This is a genomic window from Halobacillus faecis (assembly GCF_007991335.1).
GTDB classification, from domain to species: Bacteria; Bacillota; Bacilli; order Bacillales; family Halobacillaceae; genus Halobacillus; species Halobacillus faecis.
This window is the reverse complement of the sequence record NZ_BJYD01000036.1, coordinates 1-18,590: the sequence shown is the minus strand read 5'-3', so window position 1 is coordinate 18,590 and position 18,590 is coordinate 1. Positions and strand designations below refer to the sequence as shown.

Below are 18,590 nucleotides of genomic sequence, written 5' to 3'. Positions count from 1 at the left end.
CACATGCGTTTGGATAAATTTTTGAAAATCTCCCGTTTAATCAAAAGGCGTACGCTTGCGAAAGAGGTAGCCGATCAAGGGCGTATCAGCATCAATGGTGCACAAAGTAAAGCAGCTAGTAACGTAGCGGTCGGAGATGAATTGACCATTCAATTCGGACAGAAAGTACTGACCATTGAAGTGAAATCTTTAAAAGAGAATGTTACGAAAAATGAAGCTACGACTCTTTATGAAATTAAAAAAGAAGAACCCGTTAATCAATCCTGACAAAAACCACTGCCAGACTCGGCAGTGGTTTTTTCTGCTTATGTGTATGCTTTTCTTCATGTTTGCCTCATCCCGGCTTGGTTCCCATTGATTTCAGGCACGACGTACATGTGACTGTTTTATGCTTGTCGGGGCTACCCAAGGTGCTTCCGCATTCTAAAGGTCCAGTTCCGGCTCCCAGACACTCGAGGTCATAAGTCAGTCCACTACGTGGAGGAAAATCTCTCCACTCCGTGGCTTGTCTTGTCTCCCAGTTCGCCTCCACATTCCGTGTTCTAATCTCCTCTTTTTTCTCATAGCTTGTACTAGAGAAGGGGGCTGTGATGAGATGGAAGGTTATGAAAAGAATCATGGGATACGCAGTCAGCAACCGGTAGAGCATAATGTGAAAGTATGGAATAGAAGAAATATAGAAATTTCGGGTGTCAAAGAGGTGGACAGTTTTGATAGTGAAGAATTCCTCCTCCAGACATCGATGGGGTATCTTGTTGTGCGCGGTCAAAACCTTCAAATGAAAAACCTCGACCTGGACTCTGGAGTCGTTGCCATCAAAGGGAAAATGTATGAAATGACCTACTTGGACGAGCATCAAGGGGAGAAAGCTAAAGGCCTTTTTAGCAAGCTGTTCAAATGACCCTCACCACTCAATTCATAACCATTGTTGCCATGATGGGGGGAGGGATGTTTGTCGGCGCTTCATTAGATACGTTTGAGCGCTTTTTCGGAAAAAGAAAGAGGGGATGGCTTGAAATCATTTATCAACTGAGCTTTTGGCTCATTCAAGCCTCTTTTCTCTTTTATTTATTGTATCTCGCCAATTATGGAGAATTGCGTGTTTATGTCTTCGTGGCGATCGTTTGTGGATTTGCCGCATATCGTGCACTGTTTCAGCAACTTTACTTAAAAACACTTGAAATGTGGATTCGGATCAGCATGGCCGTTTTCCGCTTCTTGAAGAAGACCGTGTATTATTTAATTTTCATCCCCTCGAAATCCATCATTTTCCTTATAATTTCTTTACTTCTTGGCGTTTATAAGATACTTTTAAAGGGTATCATTATATTGTTTCTTGTCGTATTTTATCCGATCCGGCTAATTTTTCGAATCATTTGGCGACTCTTGCCGAAAAACATGAAAAAATACTTAAGGGATTTAGCAGGGTTTCTGGATAAAATGAAGAATACAATGAACAATTGGATGAAACGAATCAAGAAGTAAAGGAGGCCTACTTTCATGGCAAAGAGACAAACGGAGTCTGTGGCACGTCTGGATTCTACATACATGAAGCGCTACGATGCCTATATGGACAGACACCAACGCAAGAAAAAGCGATTAGTCCGCCGTCTCGTTATGTTTGCCCTGTTAGTGTCGATCGTTGCTGGCTCCATGGTGTTTTATTCTATGAAACAACAGTCCTTGTATGCAGATAAGCAGGAGAAATACGAACAGTTGCAGCAAGAGATGACCGCTTTGAAAAAAGAGGAAAAAGGTTTAGAGCAGGAAATTGAACTTCTTAAGGATGAAGAGTATGTGCTGCAGATTGCACGGACAAACTATTTCTTTTCAAAAGAAGGAGAAATTATATTTAAAATGCCGAATGAGGACCCGTCATATTGACACTCTTTTCAAAGCTTATATATAATATATAAGAAGGATAATTTTTTTATCGAAAACTTAAGGAGGAGCATTTTTTTTATGTCAATTGAAGTAGGCAGCAAGCTGCAGGGTAAGGTAACGGGAATCACTAATTTCGGAGCGTTCGTCGAGCTTCCAGATGGTAAGACGGGGCTAGTTCACATTAGTGAAGTTGCCGATAACTACGTAAAAGATATTAATGAGCATTTAAGCCAGGGAGACCAGGTGGATGTGAAAGTCATTAATGTCGGAGATGATGGGAAGATTGGTCTTTCCATTAAGAAAGCAAAAGAGAACTACGGTCGTCGCCCACAGAAACCTCGTAAGCCGGCTGAATCATTCGAACAGAAAATGAACCGTTTTATCAAGGATAGTGACGAGCGACTAGCATCACTGAAGAAGCACACGGAATCCAAACGTGGAGGTCGAGGTGCTAAAAGAGGATAGCTTGCTGTCTAGGACAATGAGTAAAAGGTGCATGTCTTCATAATAAAAAGCAGATCCATCACGGATCTGCTTTTTTGTATGCCATCATTTCTTTCGCTAAAGCTCCCGATTGTGGAAGACTCCGTTTCGAGATGTTTGTAGGAGCTTAGGGGCTCCGGAAAAAGGTTCGCTTTCCATGGGGCGGGCGGTGAGTCAGGATACGCCTTCCGGGGTCTCACCTGTCCCACACGTCCCATAGGAGTCTCACCGTTTCCCTTCGCCCCTTTGCCATGGGAGATTCTCGAAACCATTCTTAAAAGGTCGGATCGTATGATTATGGGGAGTGGATGATCAGAACATCTCCGCAATAAGTAAAAGTTTGATCCAGAGAGCTTTACACCTCTTACCGTTGGATAGTGGAGACCCTCCAACTTGGTACAAGGGTTCGTTAACCCCCTCTTAGAATGGGGTGGTTGGGAAGCTGCGAGACTCCCGTGGGAGAAGGAGATAGGCGAGATCCCGCAGGACGCAGTCCGAGGAAGCTCGGCGCTCCCCCACAGGAAAGCGAGTAGCTTCCCGACCACCCCTGATGCTAAACTCGGCAAACGAACCCCGGAAACATCTCGAAACTGAATCTCACACAATCCTGTCATATTGTTTATTAAAGAAAAAAGTCGCGTCTCTGTAATAGAGACGCGACTTTTTTAGGACAAGAATGTTTCTGATGACCCGTACGGGATTCGAACCCGTGTTACCGCCGTGAAAGGGCGGTGTCTTAACCACTTGACCAACGGGCCATTATGTATGGCAAAAAAATAATGGTAGCGGCGGAGGGGATCGAACCCCCGACCTCACGGGTATGAACCGTACGCTCTAGCCAGCTGAGCTACACCGCCATTTTGTTGAAATGCTCTCTCGGAAGCACAAAAAATATATTACACCATGATAAATAAACTGTCAACAAGAAATAAAAATATCAGATAACTCTGTCTATTTCGCTAGGGAATGAGGCAGATTTTTGGAACGTAGAGGGGTGCGGGTGGGGAGATTTTGTAGAAACGACCTTTCTTCTTGTGAAAACCATCGAAGTTTTTGTTTCTGCTCTCCTGTTGTTTTGACAAAATGCTTGTTCTGGGTGTGGTTTAATAGGTTTCACAAAGAAGGAGTGATGAAAATGTTAGGAACTGTATCAAAACGAGAAAGTCGTCAATCAGCCGTTCGAGGGTCCGGGATCGTGAGAGGGTTACAAAAGGCTTCATTCGGTACATTTTCCTTTATGGCAAACAAAGGGGTCTTCCACATGGTGCTGGCGTTATTATTAGGACGAGCCATCATATTATCTTCCATGGCCCCTTTTGGCGTAGCGTTTTTAGCGGTGATCTGGTGGCTAAAGCGTCCGCTTGTCATACCCGTCACAATAATGATGGCCGCAGGGGCTTCTACATACAGCTACGGTCACGCGGGTTTTATTGTAGGGGCGTCGACGACTTTTTTGCTCTTAAGTCTGGCATTGCGCAAAACAAGTCACCCCCAGAAATGGCTGCCGATGATCGCGTTGATGGCAAGCTTGATTCCGAGAACAGTGAGTCTCGCTTTGCTGGATCGTTGGCAGCTCTACGAACTTACTTTGATGGTGGCAGAAGGAGTACTAGCTTTTATCCTTGTACTCATCTTTATGCAAAGCATACCGCTTTTAACACCACAAAGATATCAACCTTCGTTAACAAATGAAGAGATTGTCTGTTTAATTATCTTATTGGCCTCTGTATTAACAGGGATGATCGGCTGGCAGGTACAGGGCGTTGCCGTCGTCGATATCTTTGCTCGCTACTTAGTTATATTGATGGCCTATATTGCCGGGGCCGCGATTGGATCAACGGTCGGTGTAGTGACCGGGCTGGTCTTAAGCTTATCCAATATGGATCACATTTATCAGATGAGCCTGCTTGCTTTCTCAGGCTTATTAGGGGGGTTATTAAAAGAAGGAAAAAAAGCCGGGGTGAGTGCTGGACTCATCGTTGGTACTTTACTGATCGGTTTCTATGTCAGTAGTGGAGCTGATCTTCCATCTTCATTATGGGCTTCGGCCTGGGCGGTGGCCTTATTTATGCTGACTCCAAATTCATGGGTCAAGCAGTTGTCAAGGTACGTGCCGGGAACGGATGAACACCATTCGGAACAGCAAAAATACTTACAAAAAGTGCGAGACGTCACGGCTGTCAGGGTCGGGAAGTTTTCGGACGTTTTTCAGGCTTTATCAAAAAGTTTTACTCATTTAGAGTCTCCAAAGGAGGATAGTGGGGAAGCAGAGGAAGTGGATTACTTCTTAAGTCATGTCACGGAAAAAACCTGCCAATCATGTTTTAAGAAAGAAAAATGTTGGGTCAATCAATTCGATGACACCCATAACTTAATGACGGATCTTATGCATGAGTTGGATGAACGAGGGGAGCCCAGCCGTGTCATGCGAAAGAATGTCGATCAGCACTGCGTCAAACCACAAAAGTTGATCGATACGATGAATCATGAACTATCTTTTTACCATGCGAATAAAGAATTGAAGCGTCAGGTACATGAAAGTCGGAGGTTTGTAGCTGAGCAGCTTCAGGGCGTCTCTGATGTTATGAACAACTTTGCAAAAGAAATTGTGAAAGAGCGGGAGCACCATGAACATAAAGAACAGGTGATCTATCATGCACTTGAACGAATGGGGATGGTCATACAAAAATTAGAAATCTATTCCTTGGATGCGGGGAACATGGATCTCGAGTTAATTGTAGAGATTGATAATTATAGAGGGGAAGGAGCGAAAATCATTGCACCTGTCCTTTCGGATATTCTGGGAGAAACCATTGTTGTTACAATGGAAGAAATCTCTCCATATCCAAACGGAAGGTGTTATTTATCATTTGGATCAGCGAAACATTATTCCATTGAGTCAGGAGTGGCGCACGCTGCTAAGGGAGGGGGATTCGTATCAGGGGACAGCTTTACAATGATGGAGCTTGGAAGGGGGAAATATGCATTAGCGATCAGTGATGGTATGGGTAACGGGGAACGTGCCCATGAGGAAAGTATGGAAACGCTGAGGCTGTTGAAACAAATTCTACAATCGGGCATTCAGGAGTCCGTAGCCATTCAGTCGATCAACTCCATATTGTCTTTGCGCACAAATGATGAAATTTTTTCAACGTTGGACTTAGCGGTGATTGACCTGCATCAGGCGACGTCCAAGTTCATTAAGGTCGGCAGCACGCCGAGCTATATAAAACGAGGAGATAAAATTTTCACCGTCGAGGCCGGGAACCTGCCAATGGGAATCATTCCGGATGTCGATGTGGATATGAGGAGCGAACAATTAAAGGCAGGAGATTTCCTGATCATGATGAGTGATGGGATCTTGGAAGGTCCCAAGCAAATCGGGAATGTGGATATGTGGCTCAAGCGGAAGATCAGGGAAATATCAGATGAAGATCCGCAGGCGATGGCTGATCTTTTATTGGAAGAGGTGATACGTACACAATCTGGGACGATCGTGGATGATATGACAATCATCGTAGCGCGGATTGATCGTTACATGCCGGAGTGGAAGTCGATTCCTTCGGTGAAAAAAGAGGCCTGATTAAAGTATAGAATTCCTCCTTTTCGGCGATGATGGAAGCAACGAATCAGGAGGGATATGCACAATGAAACCAGGCCGATTAAAGCAGATTCTTTTATTGACGGATGGATGCTCGAACCATGGAGAAGACCCTGTCGTCGTCGCAGCGCTTGCGAGGAATCAGGGAATAACGGTCAATGTGATTGGCGTTCTTGACGATCGGCAAAGTGGCAGGCCACAAGGGCTTGAAGAAGTAGAATCGATTGCCGAAGCAGGTGGAGGCGTCAGTCAAATTGTATATCAGAAAAGTTTGTCCCAAACCGTGCAAATGGTGACGAGACAAGCCATGACCCAAACGATTCAAGGGGTTGTTAATAAAGAATTACAAGAGATCCTCGGTAAAAAACAGACCATTGAAGAACTTCCCCCGGGGCAGCGGGGAGAAGTGGTGGAAGTGGTGGATGAACTCGGAGAGAGCTGTGATCTGGAGGTGCTTGTGCTCGTGGATACAAGTGCAAGTATGCACCATAAGCTGCCTACCGTGAAGGATGCTCTTTTCGATTTGTCCCTCAGCTTGAATGCGAGATCGGGATCAAACCAATTCAGCGTGTATGCATTTCCGGATCCTAAAAAAACCATTACGAAAATGGTAGGATGGACACCAGAATTGGGTGAAATACATGGAATCTTCTCTAAGTTGAATAGTGGAGGATACACCCCGACAGGGCCTGCATTGAAAGAAGCCCTTTATGCGTTTGCAGGGAAACCTCTCGATGAGCGGTTGAGAAATGAGGAAGATCCATATGAAGAAACAGGTTTTTGACTTATCCCCTGGAAGTCGAGTAACCGGTAAATGGAGCGGTCGTGTTTATACCATCATCAAAAAAGTGGGTGCTGGAGCCTGCGGAACTGTTTTTTTATGCCGTTCCCATCAAGGGGAGACGTATGCCCTTAAGCTTGGGGAAGACAGTTCACGAATGATGTTGGAAGTGAATATGCTCAAAAAATTCAGTAAGGTCCAAGGGGTGAAACTTGGGCCTTCTTTTGTTGATGTGGATGATTGGGTGGACCGGTCAGGCCGGACGCACCCTTTTTATGTAATGGAATACGTAGAAGGAGCATCCGTGGCCGATTTTTTGAAGGGAAAGACGAAGGACTGGATTGGGATTCTGGCTGTCCAATTACTTTCGGACCTTGAGAACCTTCATAAAGCAGGGTTTGTATTTGGTGATTTGAAGACGGATAACTTATTGGTATCCGGCTCAAAAGTCCGCTGGATCGATGTGGGTGGAGTTACGGCTATAGGTCGTGCCATTAAAGAATACACTGAATTTTATGATCGTGGTTATTGGAACATGGGCTCCCGAAAAGCAGAGCCGATGTATGATTTGTTTGCTGTCACAATGATTATGATGGAAATGGGCCACCCGAAAAGGTTTGATAAAGGGACTCACCCTCAAAAGACACTGGAACATAAACTCGCTTCTTCGCCCATTCTGAAACCCTATAAACGGGTGATTCAGCAATGTTGGAAAGGCGATATACAAAGCGCGGCACAAATGAAAGATTCCCTTTCCGGTGTACTCATGAAACGCAAAAAAAATCCCGCTTCGTCCCGTCAGAGGCGCGTGCAGAATAAAAAAGCTGAGAATGTCGAACTTGCTGCTTTAACGGTGGCATCTGGTTTGTTTTTTGCGGTGTCGATTGCTAGCTTCTTTCTCTAAGCAAATACTTTTGGGGAGTGGAGAATGGCTGGGGCGTAGAGGAAAAGTTTTCTCCTAAGCAAAAATAACAGGGAAATGGATGCTTATCTTTTGAAGTGCTTACGAATAGTGATACGATAGGAAGAGATATACAGACAGAGACAGGGGGAAAACACCTGATGGATCATGCTGTCCACACCTTCATCTCCAAACATCAAATGATCCAGCCGCATCAGACCTTATTGGTGGCTGTGTCCGGAGGCCCGGATTCGGTCGCTCTTTTGCATTTTTTGTGTGCCATGAAGCACAAGCTTTCCCTTCGTTTAATTGCCCTTTCTGTCGATCATCAATTAAGAGGAGAAGAATCTCAAGCAGATCTTCGCTTTGTTGAGGACATGTGTGAATCTTTGGGAGTCGAATTTGTCGGAACCTCCGTTGATGTTCATGCGTATAAGAAAGATACGGGGAAAGGCACGCAGGAAGCGGCCAGGGAATTAAGGTATGCATTCTTTGAAAAGATGATGTATGCCTATCAAGCGGATGCAATGGCTATGGGGCATCACGGTGACGATCAGGCAGAAACGATTTTGATGCAGCTTATGCGTAGTGCACGACCGGAAGCGGTTCAGGGCATGCCTGCCACAAGGCGTTTCGCTTGTGGAAAGATCATTCGTCCATTCCTTATGGCTTCTAAAGATCAAATCGCTTCTTATCTGGAAGAGCAAGCGATAGAAGTAAGGAAGGATCCGTCCAATGAGGAAACCGAGTACACTCGGAATGCGATCAGGCAGCACCTCTTGCCTTTTATGAAAGAGAACAACCCGCAGTTTCATAAGCATATGCAGGTGTGGAGCGAGAGAGCGAGAGAAGAAAGGTCATACATAAATGAGCAGGCCCAAAAAGTATTGGAAACTGTCCATTTTTCTTCAAATGTTGAGAAATTCGTACAATTATCAAAACAAACTTTCAAAACATTCCCGCTTGCTTTACAAAGGACAGCCTTTCATCTAATATTGAACTATCTGTATGTGAAGCAAAACGAAGACATTTCTTATTTGCATGAAGAAATGTTCATGAACCTAATGAATGATGAGAAACCGAATGCTTCCCTGGACTTTCCGGAAGGGTTAAAAATCATCCGTGCCTACGATGACATCACCTTTTCATTTCCTAAAGAACACGAATGTAATGGGTACTCCTACATTCTCGAAATGGGGGAGGAAGTCCAACTTCCTGATGGATCGGAGCTTAGGGCGGATTGGTTCAGCGGGGACGGCACTGAAGATTCTTATACGTATCTATGTGATTCGCATCACGTAAAACTTCCTCTTTCCGTTCGCACGAGACAGGAGGGGGACAGGATTCGATTGAGAGGGATGAACGGCTCGAAAAAAGTAAAAGATATTTTTATCGACCAAAAAATCCCGGCCCGTCTGCGCCCTACCTGGCCGATCGTAACAGATCAAACAGGAAAGATTCTATGGGTCATCGGTTTGAAAAAAGGCGGGGAACGTACCAGCCTTTCATCAGGTCCATGGCTTCGGTTACATTATAAAAACAAAGCAGACACATAGGAGGAGCAATCATGCATAACGAAATTGAAAAGGTCTTGATTTCCGAAGAGGAGATTCAGGCGAAGTGTAAAGAGTTGGGAGCGGAACTTTCTAAAGAATATGAAGATCGTTTTCCTTTGGCGATCGGGGTACTGAAAGGCGCCCTTCCGTTCATGACTGATTTGCTGAAACGCATGGAAACGCATTTGGAAATGGATTTCATGGATGTTTCCAGCTATCACGGAGGTATGGAATCTTCAGGTGAAGTCAAAATTGTTAAAGACCTTGATACGAAGGTGGAAGGTCGGGACATTTTGATCATTGAAGATATTATTGATAGTGGTCGGACACTGGCCTATCTTGTCGACTTGTTCAAGTACCGTAAGGCCAAGTCCATTAAAATCGTTACACTGCTTGATAAACCGACGGGAAGAAGTGCGGATATCAAAGCAGATACAGTCGGGTTTGAAGTACCTGATGAATTCGTTGTCGGGTACGGCCTGGATTATGAAGAAAAGTATCGTAATCTTCCGTACGTTGGAGTCTTGAAGCCTGAGGTTTATGGAGGCTGAAGATCAACCTGCGGTGGCAAGTTTGAAAGTGTGCATGTCAAGGGTAATTAGTTGTGTCGGCTGTTTTTGGTGTGGTAGTATTTACTATAGTTTTTCTCGTTTGGGAGGAGGTAGGCAATGAACCGGATCTTTCGTAATACCATATTTTACTTACTTATCTTCCTCGTGGTTATCGGCGTGGTCGGTCTATTCCGAGGTCAAGGTGATCCGCAAACAGAATATAATGTCAATGAATTCTACAATAAATTGAATAATGGTGAAATCCAGGAAATGACGATTCAGCCTGTCAATGGGGTGATTCGTGTTACTGGTCAAGAACAGGGAGCGGAAGAGGGCGAAACTTTCGTCGCGCAGCTTCCGGCTAATGATGAAGTGATTGCTCAAATCACACAGACAGCTCAGGAACAAAGCAATCTGACTGTCGAACAAGAAGAGCAGCCTAGCGCATGGGTGACTTTTCTAACGTCCATCATCCCGTTCGTCATTATCTTTATTTTGTTCTTCTTCTTGCTTAACCAAGCGCAGGGCGGCGGAAGTCGTGTCATGAACTTTGGTAAGAGTAAGGCGAAGATGTACTCAGAAGAAAAGAAAAAAGTGCGTTTCAAAGATGTTGCTGGCGCAGATGAAGAGAAGCAGGAACTTGTTGAGGTCGTTGACTTCCTAAAAGATCCTCGTAAATTCTCTGCTGTCGGTGCCCGTATTCCTAAGGGTGTCCTATTAGTTGGACCTCCAGGTACAGGTAAAACATTGCTTGCACGTGCCGTGGCTGGTGAAGCGGGAGTACCATTCTTCTCCATCAGTGGTTCTGACTTCGTTGAAATGTTCGTCGGTGTCGGTGCATCCCGTGTCCGTGACTTGTTTGAAAATGCGAAAAAGAACGCGCCAGGCATCATCTTCATTGATGAAATTGATGCTGTAGGTCGCCAACGTGGAGCTGGTCTTGGCGGAGGCCATGATGAGCGTGAACAAACGTTGAACCAATTGCTTGTTGAAATGGACGGTTTCGGTGTCAATGAAGGAATCATCATCATCGCTGCGACTAACCGTCCGGACATCCTGGACCCAGCCCTTCTACGTCCGGGTCGTTTCGACCGTCAAATCACAGTCGATCGTCCAGATGTCAAAGGCCGTGAAGCGGTACTTGCTGTACACGCGAAGAACAAGCCGTTATCTGAGAATGTCGACTTGAAGACGATTGCCCTACGTACACCAGGTTTTTCTGGTGCCGACTTGGAAAACTTATTGAACGAAGCCGCTCTTGTAGCAGCGCGTGGAGATAAGAAGAAAGTCGACATGGATGACGTAGATGAAGCGATTGACCGTGTAATCGCAGGCCCAGCCAAGAAGAGTCGTGTTATTTCTAAGAAAGAACGCGATATTGTTGCCCACCACGAGAGTGGACACACGGTAATCGGTATGGTGCTTGATGATGCGGACATGGTCCATAAAGTTACAATTGTTCCTCGTGGGCAGGCGGGTGGATATGCCGTCATGCTTCCTAAGGAAGATCGTTACTTTATGACGAAACCAGAATTGTTCGATAAGATCACTGGATTACTCGGTGGTCGTGTAGCCGAAGAAATCATCTTTGGTGAAGTAAGTACTGGTGCACACAATGACTTCCAGCGTGCAACAAACATCGCACGCAAAATGGTCACAGAATACGGCATGAGTGAGAAACTAGGTCCGCTTCAATTCGGTTCTAATTCCGGTGGTCAGGTCTTCCTTGGACGTGACATCCAGAATGAACAGAACTACAGTGACCAGATCGCATATGAAATTGACCAGGAAGTGAAGAACTTTATCCAGTACTGTTACGACCGTGCGAAAACGATCCTTACTGAAAATAAAGATAAGCTTGAGTTGATCGCGAAGACACTATTAGATGTCGAAACACTGGATGCAACTCAAATCCGTTCTTTATTTGATAAAGGTCGTCTTCCGACGGATGAAGAGCTTGAGGCAATCGCACGTGAACACAATGCGAAAATCAAGAACAACACATCTTCCAACAATGAGGATGTTCGTGTGACTATTCAATCCAAAGAAGATGAACAGACGGAAGAAACACAGGCTCATGAAGAAACGAAGGAAGAAAAGAAAGAGGAAGGTCCATCTGATTCAGAGGATCGTCGTTCTTAAAGGTTCATGAGTAAAGCCACATCAGCCCTGAAACGGGAGGTGTGGCTTTTTCTGTGTCCTAAAAAGAGCGAAACGGCGGGTTCTTGTGATATGATGGTAGCCGAAGGAAATGACACGGGAGGCTTCATTTATGAATTTTGTCCTTGATGTGGGAAATACCAATACTGTGTTAGGCGTATTTGAAAATAACTCTTTGAAGTATCAGTGGAGGATCAAAACCGATCGTCATAAAACAGAAGATGAGTTTGGAATGTTGATTAAATCACTCTTCGATCACGAAGGATTGCGTTTTGAAGATATGGACGGCGTCATTATTTCGTCCGTTGTTCCACCGATTATGTTTGCACTTGATCGTATGTCCCGATATTATTTTAAAAAGCAACCGATGATCATAGGAGAGGGGATGGTGGATCACGGATTGCCAATGAAATACCCAAATCCGAACGAGATCGGAGCCGACCGAGTGGTCAATGCGGTAGGTGCCATTGATGAGTATCCCCTTCCTTTAGTCATCATAGATTTTGGAACAGCTACGACTTATTGTTATATTAATGCTGAAGGGGAATATCTTGGAGGCGCTATTGCCCCAGGGGTCAATATTTCGATGGAAGCTCTTTACGCGAAAGCAGCCAAACTTCCAAAAATCGAAATTAAGAGTCCGGAACATGTGATTGGTCAGAGCACAGTCGAAGCCATGCAGTCCGGCGTCTACTATGGATATGTAGGTCAGGTTGATGAAGTTGTTCGTCGTATGAAGGAAACATCCGATCAGACACCGACGGTCATAGCGACAGGCGGTCTTGCTAATTTAATCGCCGGTCAATCCAGGACCATCGATCATGTTGATCCTTACTTGACGTTAAAAGGTCTTCATAAGATATACCAAAGGAATAAAGAGAAAAAAGCGTTTAAAGGAGAATGAATAGCATGTCAGATTATTTAGTGCGTGCCATAGGTTTCGACGGCCAGGTCAGAGCTTATGCCATTCAGTCAACAGATACAGTGGAAGAGGCAAGACGCAGACAAGATACGTGGGCAACGACATCAGCGGCACTGGGACGTACGTTAACCATCAGCGGCATGATGGGAGCAATGCTTAAGGGTAATGATAAGCTCACAGTGAAGGTCGAAGGAGACGGCCCTGCCGGCGCTATTATCGCAGATGCAAACTCTAAAGGGGAAGTTCGTGGATATATCAAACACCCTCATGTTGATTTCGAATCCAATGCCCAAGGGAAATTGGATGTAGCCCGGGCGGTTGGAACGTCAGGGACATTGAGTATCGTGAAGGACTTGGGGATGAAAGATCACTTTACAGGTCAAGTTCCTCTCGTTTCTGGTGAGATCAGTGAAGATTTCACCTATTACTTTGCAAATTCTGAGCAAGTGCCTTCAGCTGTGGGAGCTGGTGTGCTTGTAGATACGGACTACTCGATTCTTGCTGCTGGTGGTTTCATTGTCCAAATGATGCCGGGGGCTGATGAAGAGACGACAAGCCAAATTGAAAAGAGACTCTCAGAGATGCCTGCGATTTCTTCTCTCGTTCGTGACGGAAAAACCCCAGAAGAAATACTGCATACGGTTCTTGGGGAAGAGAATGTACGGGTACTGGATACGATGCCCGTGAAGTTCCAGTGTCACTGCTCACGAGAACGGGTGGAAATGGCCATTGCCAGTCTTGGAAATGAAGAAATCGAGCGAATGATTAACGAGGATCAGGGAGCAGAGGCGAAGTGCCACTTCTGTAACGAAGATTATCAGTTCGATGTGGAAGACCTAAAGGAACTCCAATCTCAAGACACGGATTCCACATCATAATCAAAAACCGTTCATGATATAATAAAAGGCGAAACTGTGGTTTCGCCTTTTCCTTTAATGTCAGGATGATTGAAATGTTTGACAATTTCGTTCTTATTCAGTACATTAGGTTTAAATCCTATTAAAATACTTGGTTTTGGGAGTGAGTTTATTGAGAATCGTAAATAACGTAAGCGAATTAGTCGGGCAAACTCCATTGGTCAAGCTGAATGGAAGCGCGGAAGAAGACAGTGCAGATATTTATCTTAAACTGGAATACATGAATCCGGGAAGTTCCGTTAAAGACCGTATTGCTCTTTCCATGATTGAAGAAGCTGAAAAAGATGGCAGCCTAAAAGAAGGAGATACCATTGTAGAACCGACAAGCGGGAATACAGGGATTGGTTTGGCTATGATCGCAGCAGCCAAAGGTTACAAAGCCATACTTGTAATGCCGGATACGATGAGTCAAGAACGTCGTAACCTTCTGCGTGCCTACGGAGCAGAACTTGTGCTCACTCCAGGAAGTGAAGGGATGAAAGGCGCCATTAAAAAGGCAGCTGAACTCCAAGACCAGAAGGGCTATTTTATGCCTCAACAGTTCAACAATGAAGCAAATCCACTCATTCACGAAAAAACAACAGGACCGGAAATTGTTGAGCAGATGGGTGATCAATTAGACGCATTCGTTGCTGGTATCGGAACAGGTGGAACCATTACTGGTGCGGGTAAAGTATTGAAGGAAAAATATCCAGATATCAAGATCTATGCGATTGAACCAGAAGAATCTCCAGTCTTGTCCGGTGGTGATCCAGGTCCACATAAAATTCAAGGAATTGGAGCAGGCTTTGTGCCAGGCATCCTAAATACGGAAATCTATGATGAAGTCATTAAAGTGACGAAAGAAGATTCCTTCGAAGCTGCAAGAGAAGCCGCTAGAAAAGATGGGATCCTCGGAGGAATCTCTTCCGGGTCCGCGATCCATGTGGCAAAGCAGGTCGCTAAAAAGCTTGGTAAAGGGAAGAAGGTTGTAGCGATCATTCCTAGTAATGGTGAGCGTTACCTTTCTACTCCGCTTTATCAGTTCGACGAAGAATAAGGTTAGACAACTGCACCCCATTGGGGTGCAGTTTTTTTATTTGTGTTTCCAACCGTGCACGTGTGATAGAAATTTTGAAATGATGTAAGATAGGGGAAGAGAATGATGGAAACGAGGGAAACCAATGAACACCAATTTAAGAACTTCTGAAAAAACGTTCGATCTAACAAAAGGAACTCTTGTGATGGGTATTCTTAATATTACGCCGGATTCTTTTTCTGATGGAGGGCTTTATTACAATCTCGATCACGCCGTAAAACAAGCAAAGATGATGGAAGAAGAAGGCGCGCATATCATTGATATCGGTGGTGAATCTACCCGCCCTGGTCATCAACCTGTAACGGCTGAGGAAGAACTGGCACGAGTTATCCCTGCCATCCAGGCCGTCAAAAAGGCGATTCACCTTCCTATTTCCATTGATACTTATAAAGCAGAAGTGGCGGAGGAGGCAATTGTGGCAGGCGCTTCAATCATCAATGATGTCTGGGGGGCGATTAAAGAACCCGCCATTGCTGAAGTAGCTGCTCGTTATGATGTGCCGATCATCCTTACTCATAACCGGTCAGACAGAAATTACAGGTCTTTATTGGAGGACATGAAAAATGACCTCCGAAAAAGCATTAAGATAGCCAGAGATGCGGGTGTCAAAGATGAAAATATTATCCTCGACCCAGGTATTGGTTTTGCAAAAACCCAAGACCAAAACTTGGAGGTTATGCGAAACTTAACAGCATTAAAGGAACTCGGCTACCCGATTTTGTTAGGAACCTCCAGGAAATCATTTATTGGTACAGCCCTGGATCTTCCGAAAGATGAACGGATGGAAGGGACAGGTGCAACCGTCTGTTATGGAGTGGCCCAAGGCGTGGATGTTGTGAGGGTACATGATGTAAAGCCTATTGTACGAATGACAAAAATGATGGACGCTATGCTCGGGAAGGGTGAAGGAATTGGATAAAATATATGTAAATCAAATGGAGTTCTGGGGTTACCACGGCCTTTTTCCGGAAGAGAATAAACTTGGGCAACGGTTCTATGTAGATCTTGAGCTTGAGCTGGATTTGAAGCCGGCAGCTGAATCTGATGATATGACCAAATCAATTGATTACGGTGCGATTTACGAGGTGACGAAGAAGACAGTGGAAGGGAAACACCACAAGCTCGTCGAGACGGTAGCGGAAAAGATAGCAAGTGAACTATTCACTGAGTTTCCGTTATTGGAAGGATGCCTCGTAAAAGTGTATAAGCCCGATCCTCCGATTCCGGGGCATTATAAATCCGTGGCAATTGAAATCTACCGGAGACCGGAAAAATGAATATTGCTTATATTGCTTTAGGTTCGAATATTTCACCACGGGAATCATTTCTTAAAGATGCTATTTCCCTGCTTGAGGAGCATGAAGATATAACCGTCCTAAAAAAATCGGCGGTTTATGAAACGGCCCCTGTTGGTTACACAGAACAAAACGACTTTTTAAATATGGCCATTCAGGTAAAAACGGAGTTATCCCCATCCTTATTGTTGGAGTACTGCCAGGGTATTGAAGAGGAGTTAGGGAGAAAGCGCGTGATAAAATGGGGGCCACGTACGATCGACCTCGACATCTTGCTTTATAATCAGGAACGTATGGAAACAGAACAATTAACAATTCCTCATCCCCATATGCACGAACGGGCATTTGTGATGGTTCCTTTAGCAGATGTGGATGCTCAAGCTTATCTCCCTCATTTACAACAAACAGCGGGAGAAGTTCTTGGGTTGCTTCCTTCAGAAGAAGTGAGAAGCATGAGCAAGTGGGGGAGAATTCAGTAATAGCGTGTAAGGTCAAGGAGACGATGCACACCGGATTTGTATTCAATGGGAGTTGAACTAGAGGTGTAAATGCAAGAATCCATACCCTTTCAACATTGACACGCCCATAGTACTTTTTTATACTAAACGATAGTTAGATGCTGCCAGTCCCATGCTGGCAGTTTTTGTTATTGTAACGGTAAGTACCCAAAAAGATCAGGGAATGGAGTGATAGCAATGACAGAAGAACTCAATGAACATATGCGGGTGCGTCGCGATAAGATGAATACTCACCGCGAGCAGGGCATCGACCCATTCGGTGATAAATTCGACCGCACGGATTACGCCCAAGACTTAATAGAGAAGTTTGATCAATATACGAAAGAGGAACTGGAGGAAAAGCAGTTCCCAACAACCATCGCTGGACGAATCATGACGAAGCGTGGAAAAGGAAAAGCAGGTTTTGCACATATTCAGGACCTGACTGGCCAAATTCAACTTTATGTTCGTAAAGATGAAATTGGTGAAGAAGCATACGACAATCTCTTCAAATCTGCTGATTTAGGAGATATCGTAGGAGTTTCCGGTGTGATGTTCAAGACAAACGTAGGAGAACTTTCCGTGAAAGCGGCAGACTACCAATTGCTTACGAAGTCACTACGTCCACTTCCCGAGAAATTCCATGGTTTGCAAGATGTTGAACAACGATATCGCCAGCGTTACTTAGATCTCATTACAAACCCTGATAGTAGAGACACTTTTGTTCTGCGCAGTAAGATCATTCAGTCTATGCGCCGCTATCTAGATGGTTTAGGTTTCTTAGAAGTAGAAACTCCATTGATGCACGGAATCGCAGGTGGAGCTTCCGCCCGTCCTTTCATTACACACCACAATGCGTTAGACATGCAGTTGTATATGCGTATTGCTATAGAGCTGCACTTGAAGCGTTTGATTGTAGGTGGATTGGAAAAAGTATATGAAATCGGACGTGTATTCCGTAATGAAGGAATCTCCACTCGCCATAACCCTGAGTTTACGATGATTGAGCTGTATGAAGCCTATGCTGATTACCACGACATCATGAACCTGACGGAAAACATGGTTGCTCATATCGCTAAAGAGGTTCTTGGTACAACGAAAGTCACTTACAATGAACAAGAAATAGAATTAGAGCCAGAGTGGGCACGACTTCATATGGTAGATGCGATCAAAGAACACACCGGTGTAGACTTCTGGGAGCAAATGTCTGATGATCAAGCGAAAGATCTTGCTAAAGAACATGGTATTGATATTAAAGATACGATGACATTTGGTCATATTGTGAATGAATTCTTTGAACAGCGCGTAGAAGAAAAGTTAATCCAGCCTACATTTATTTATGGGCACCCGACCGAAATCTCTCCTCTTGCGAAGAAGAATCCTGAGGATGGAAGATTTACGGATCGATTTGAATTGTTCATCGTTGGCCGTGAACATGCCAATGCATTCTCTGAGTTGAATGATCCGATCGATCAAAGAGAACGTTTTGAAGCTCAGCTGAAAGAAAGAGAAGAAGGAAATGATGAAGCGCATATGATGGATGAAGACTTCCTTGAAGCCCTTGAATATGGAATGCCTCCAACGGGTGGATTAGGAATCGGAATCGATCGTCTAGTTATGCTGATGACAGACTCTCCTTCCATTCGTGACGTTCTTCTGTTCCCACAAATGAGAAATCGTGAATCATAAGCTTTTCAATCCCACCAGATGCACAGATGCTTCTGGTGGGATTGTTTTTTACCCGTTGGATCACTTATTATAGGAAGAGTAATAATCTGAATTATCTTTTTACGAAAAATCTATTGCGTGGTTTTGAATCCCGTGATATATTATTACTTGTCGCGTTAAGAGAGCGGCAAGCCGCAAACGGCTTAACAAAATAAATCATAAAAAGTTGTTGACGAAAACAACCACACATGATATATTAATTAAGTCGCTGTTTTGAAGCGGCAAACAAACCATTT

General features: G+C 44.5%; 18 protein-coding genes and 2 tRNA genes. 18 read left to right on the top strand and 2 right to left on the bottom strand.

The window, feature by feature from the left end; genetic code table 11:
* Positions 1-3: 3 nt before the first annotated feature.
* The 5 genes from HFA01_RS17785 to HFA01_RS17765 all read left to right on the top strand — a co-directional run bounded on the left by HFA01_RS17785 (position 4) and on the right by HFA01_RS17765 (position 2,349).
* Positions 4-267, top strand: coding sequence for an RNA-binding S4 domain-containing protein (locus HFA01_RS17785; protein WP_146818725.1), 264 nt, complete (start codon positions 4-6; stop codon positions 265-267).
* Positions 268-595: 328 nt separating this feature from the next.
* The gene (gene yabP / locus HFA01_RS17780; protein ID WP_146818724.1) at positions 596-901 is read left to right on the top strand and encodes a sporulation protein YabP; all 306 of its coding nucleotides are present in this window, start codon (positions 596-598) and stop codon (positions 899-901) included.
* Complete coding sequence (gene yabQ / locus HFA01_RS17775) at positions 898-1,485, top strand: spore cortex biosynthesis protein YabQ (RefSeq protein ID WP_146818723.1); 588 nt, start codon at positions 898-900, stop codon at positions 1,483-1,485. Before yabP ends, yabQ begins: the two co-directional genes overlap by 4 nt.
* Before the next feature lie 15 nt (positions 1,486-1,500).
* On the top strand, positions 1,501-1,884 hold the full coding sequence (locus HFA01_RS17770; RefSeq protein ID WP_146818722.1) for an FtsB family cell division protein: 384 nt from the start codon (positions 1,501-1,503) through the stop codon (positions 1,882-1,884).
* Positions 1,885-1,962: 78 nt separating this feature from the next.
* Positions 1,963-2,349 (top strand): S1 domain-containing RNA-binding protein, encoded by a 387-nt coding sequence (locus HFA01_RS17765; RefSeq protein ID WP_089654586.1) that lies wholly within the window; start codon positions 1,963-1,965, stop codon positions 2,347-2,349.
* Between the two features lie 704 nt (positions 2,350-3,053).
* Here HFA01_RS17765 and HFA01_RS17760 read toward each other — a convergent pair.
* Both HFA01_RS17760 and HFA01_RS17755 read right to left on the bottom strand, forming a co-directional pair.
* Positions 3,054-3,125, bottom strand: a tRNA-Glu gene (locus HFA01_RS17760).
* Positions 3,126-3,147: 22 nt separating this feature from the next.
* Positions 3,148-3,224 (bottom strand) — tRNA-Met (locus HFA01_RS17755).
* A gap of 278 nt (positions 3,225-3,502) precedes the next feature.
* On the opposite strand from HFA01_RS17755, the gene spoIIE reads away from it, so the two are divergent.
* The 13 genes from spoIIE (at position 3,503) to lysS (ending at position 18,315) form a co-directional block, all read left to right on the top strand.
* Positions 3,503-5,950, top strand: a complete 2,448-nt coding sequence (spoIIE, locus tag HFA01_RS17750; RefSeq protein ID WP_146818721.1) for a stage II sporulation protein E — start codon at positions 3,503-3,505, stop codon at positions 5,948-5,950.
* 64 nt (positions 5,951-6,014) lie between these two features.
* Complete coding sequence (locus tag HFA01_RS17745; protein WP_146818720.1) at positions 6,015-6,752, top strand: vWA domain-containing protein; 738 nt, start codon at positions 6,015-6,017, stop codon at positions 6,750-6,752.
* On the top strand, positions 6,733-7,653 hold the full coding sequence (prkT, locus tag HFA01_RS17740; RefSeq protein WP_146818719.1) for a serine/threonine protein kinase PrkT: 921 nt from the start codon (positions 6,733-6,735) through the stop codon (positions 7,651-7,653). The genes HFA01_RS17745 and prkT overlap by 20 nt, the downstream gene beginning before the upstream one ends.
* A 158-nt stretch (positions 7,654-7,811) precedes the next feature.
* Entirely contained in the window at positions 7,812-9,206 is a 1,395-nt protein-coding gene (gene tilS, locus HFA01_RS17735) for a tRNA lysidine(34) synthetase TilS (RefSeq protein WP_146818718.1), read from the top strand.
* 11 nt (positions 9,207-9,217) lie between these two features.
* Positions 9,218-9,757 (top strand): hypoxanthine phosphoribosyltransferase, encoded by a 540-nt coding sequence (gene hpt, locus HFA01_RS17730; RefSeq protein ID WP_115824762.1) that lies wholly within the window; start codon positions 9,218-9,220, stop codon positions 9,755-9,757.
* Between the two features lie 117 nt (positions 9,758-9,874).
* Complete coding sequence (ftsH, locus tag HFA01_RS17725) at positions 9,875-11,899, top strand: ATP-dependent zinc metalloprotease FtsH (RefSeq protein WP_146818717.1); 2,025 nt, start codon at positions 9,875-9,877, stop codon at positions 11,897-11,899.
* Between the two features lie 130 nt (positions 11,900-12,029).
* Positions 12,030-12,821, top strand: coding sequence for a type III pantothenate kinase (locus HFA01_RS17720; protein ID WP_146818716.1), 792 nt, complete (start codon positions 12,030-12,032; stop codon positions 12,819-12,821).
* A gap of 5 nt (positions 12,822-12,826) precedes the next feature.
* Complete coding sequence (gene hslO / locus HFA01_RS17715) at positions 12,827-13,717, top strand: Hsp33 family molecular chaperone HslO (RefSeq protein ID WP_146818715.1); 891 nt, start codon at positions 12,827-12,829, stop codon at positions 13,715-13,717.
* 151 nt (positions 13,718-13,868) lie between these two features.
* The gene (cysK, locus tag HFA01_RS17710) at positions 13,869-14,795 is read left to right on the top strand and encodes a cysteine synthase A (protein ID WP_174787839.1); all 927 of its coding nucleotides are present in this window, start codon (positions 13,869-13,871) and stop codon (positions 14,793-14,795) included.
* Positions 14,796-14,919: 124 nt separating this feature from the next.
* Complete coding sequence (gene folP, locus HFA01_RS17705; protein ID WP_146818713.1) at positions 14,920-15,753, top strand: dihydropteroate synthase; 834 nt, start codon at positions 14,920-14,922, stop codon at positions 15,751-15,753.
* The gene (gene folB, locus HFA01_RS17700; protein WP_146818712.1) at positions 15,746-16,111 is read left to right on the top strand and encodes a dihydroneopterin aldolase; all 366 of its coding nucleotides are present in this window, start codon (positions 15,746-15,748) and stop codon (positions 16,109-16,111) included. Before folP ends, folB begins: the two co-directional genes overlap by 8 nt.
* Entirely contained in the window at positions 16,108-16,608 is a 501-nt protein-coding gene (gene folK, locus HFA01_RS17695) for a 2-amino-4-hydroxy-6-hydroxymethyldihydropteridine diphosphokinase (protein WP_146818711.1), read from the top strand. Before folB ends, folK begins: the two co-directional genes overlap by 4 nt.
* Positions 16,609-16,824: 216 nt before the next feature.
* Positions 16,825-18,315, top strand: coding sequence for a lysine--tRNA ligase (gene lysS / locus HFA01_RS17690; protein WP_146818710.1), 1,491 nt, complete (start codon positions 16,825-16,827; stop codon positions 18,313-18,315).
* The last annotated feature ends 275 nt before the right edge of the window (positions 18,316-18,590 follow it).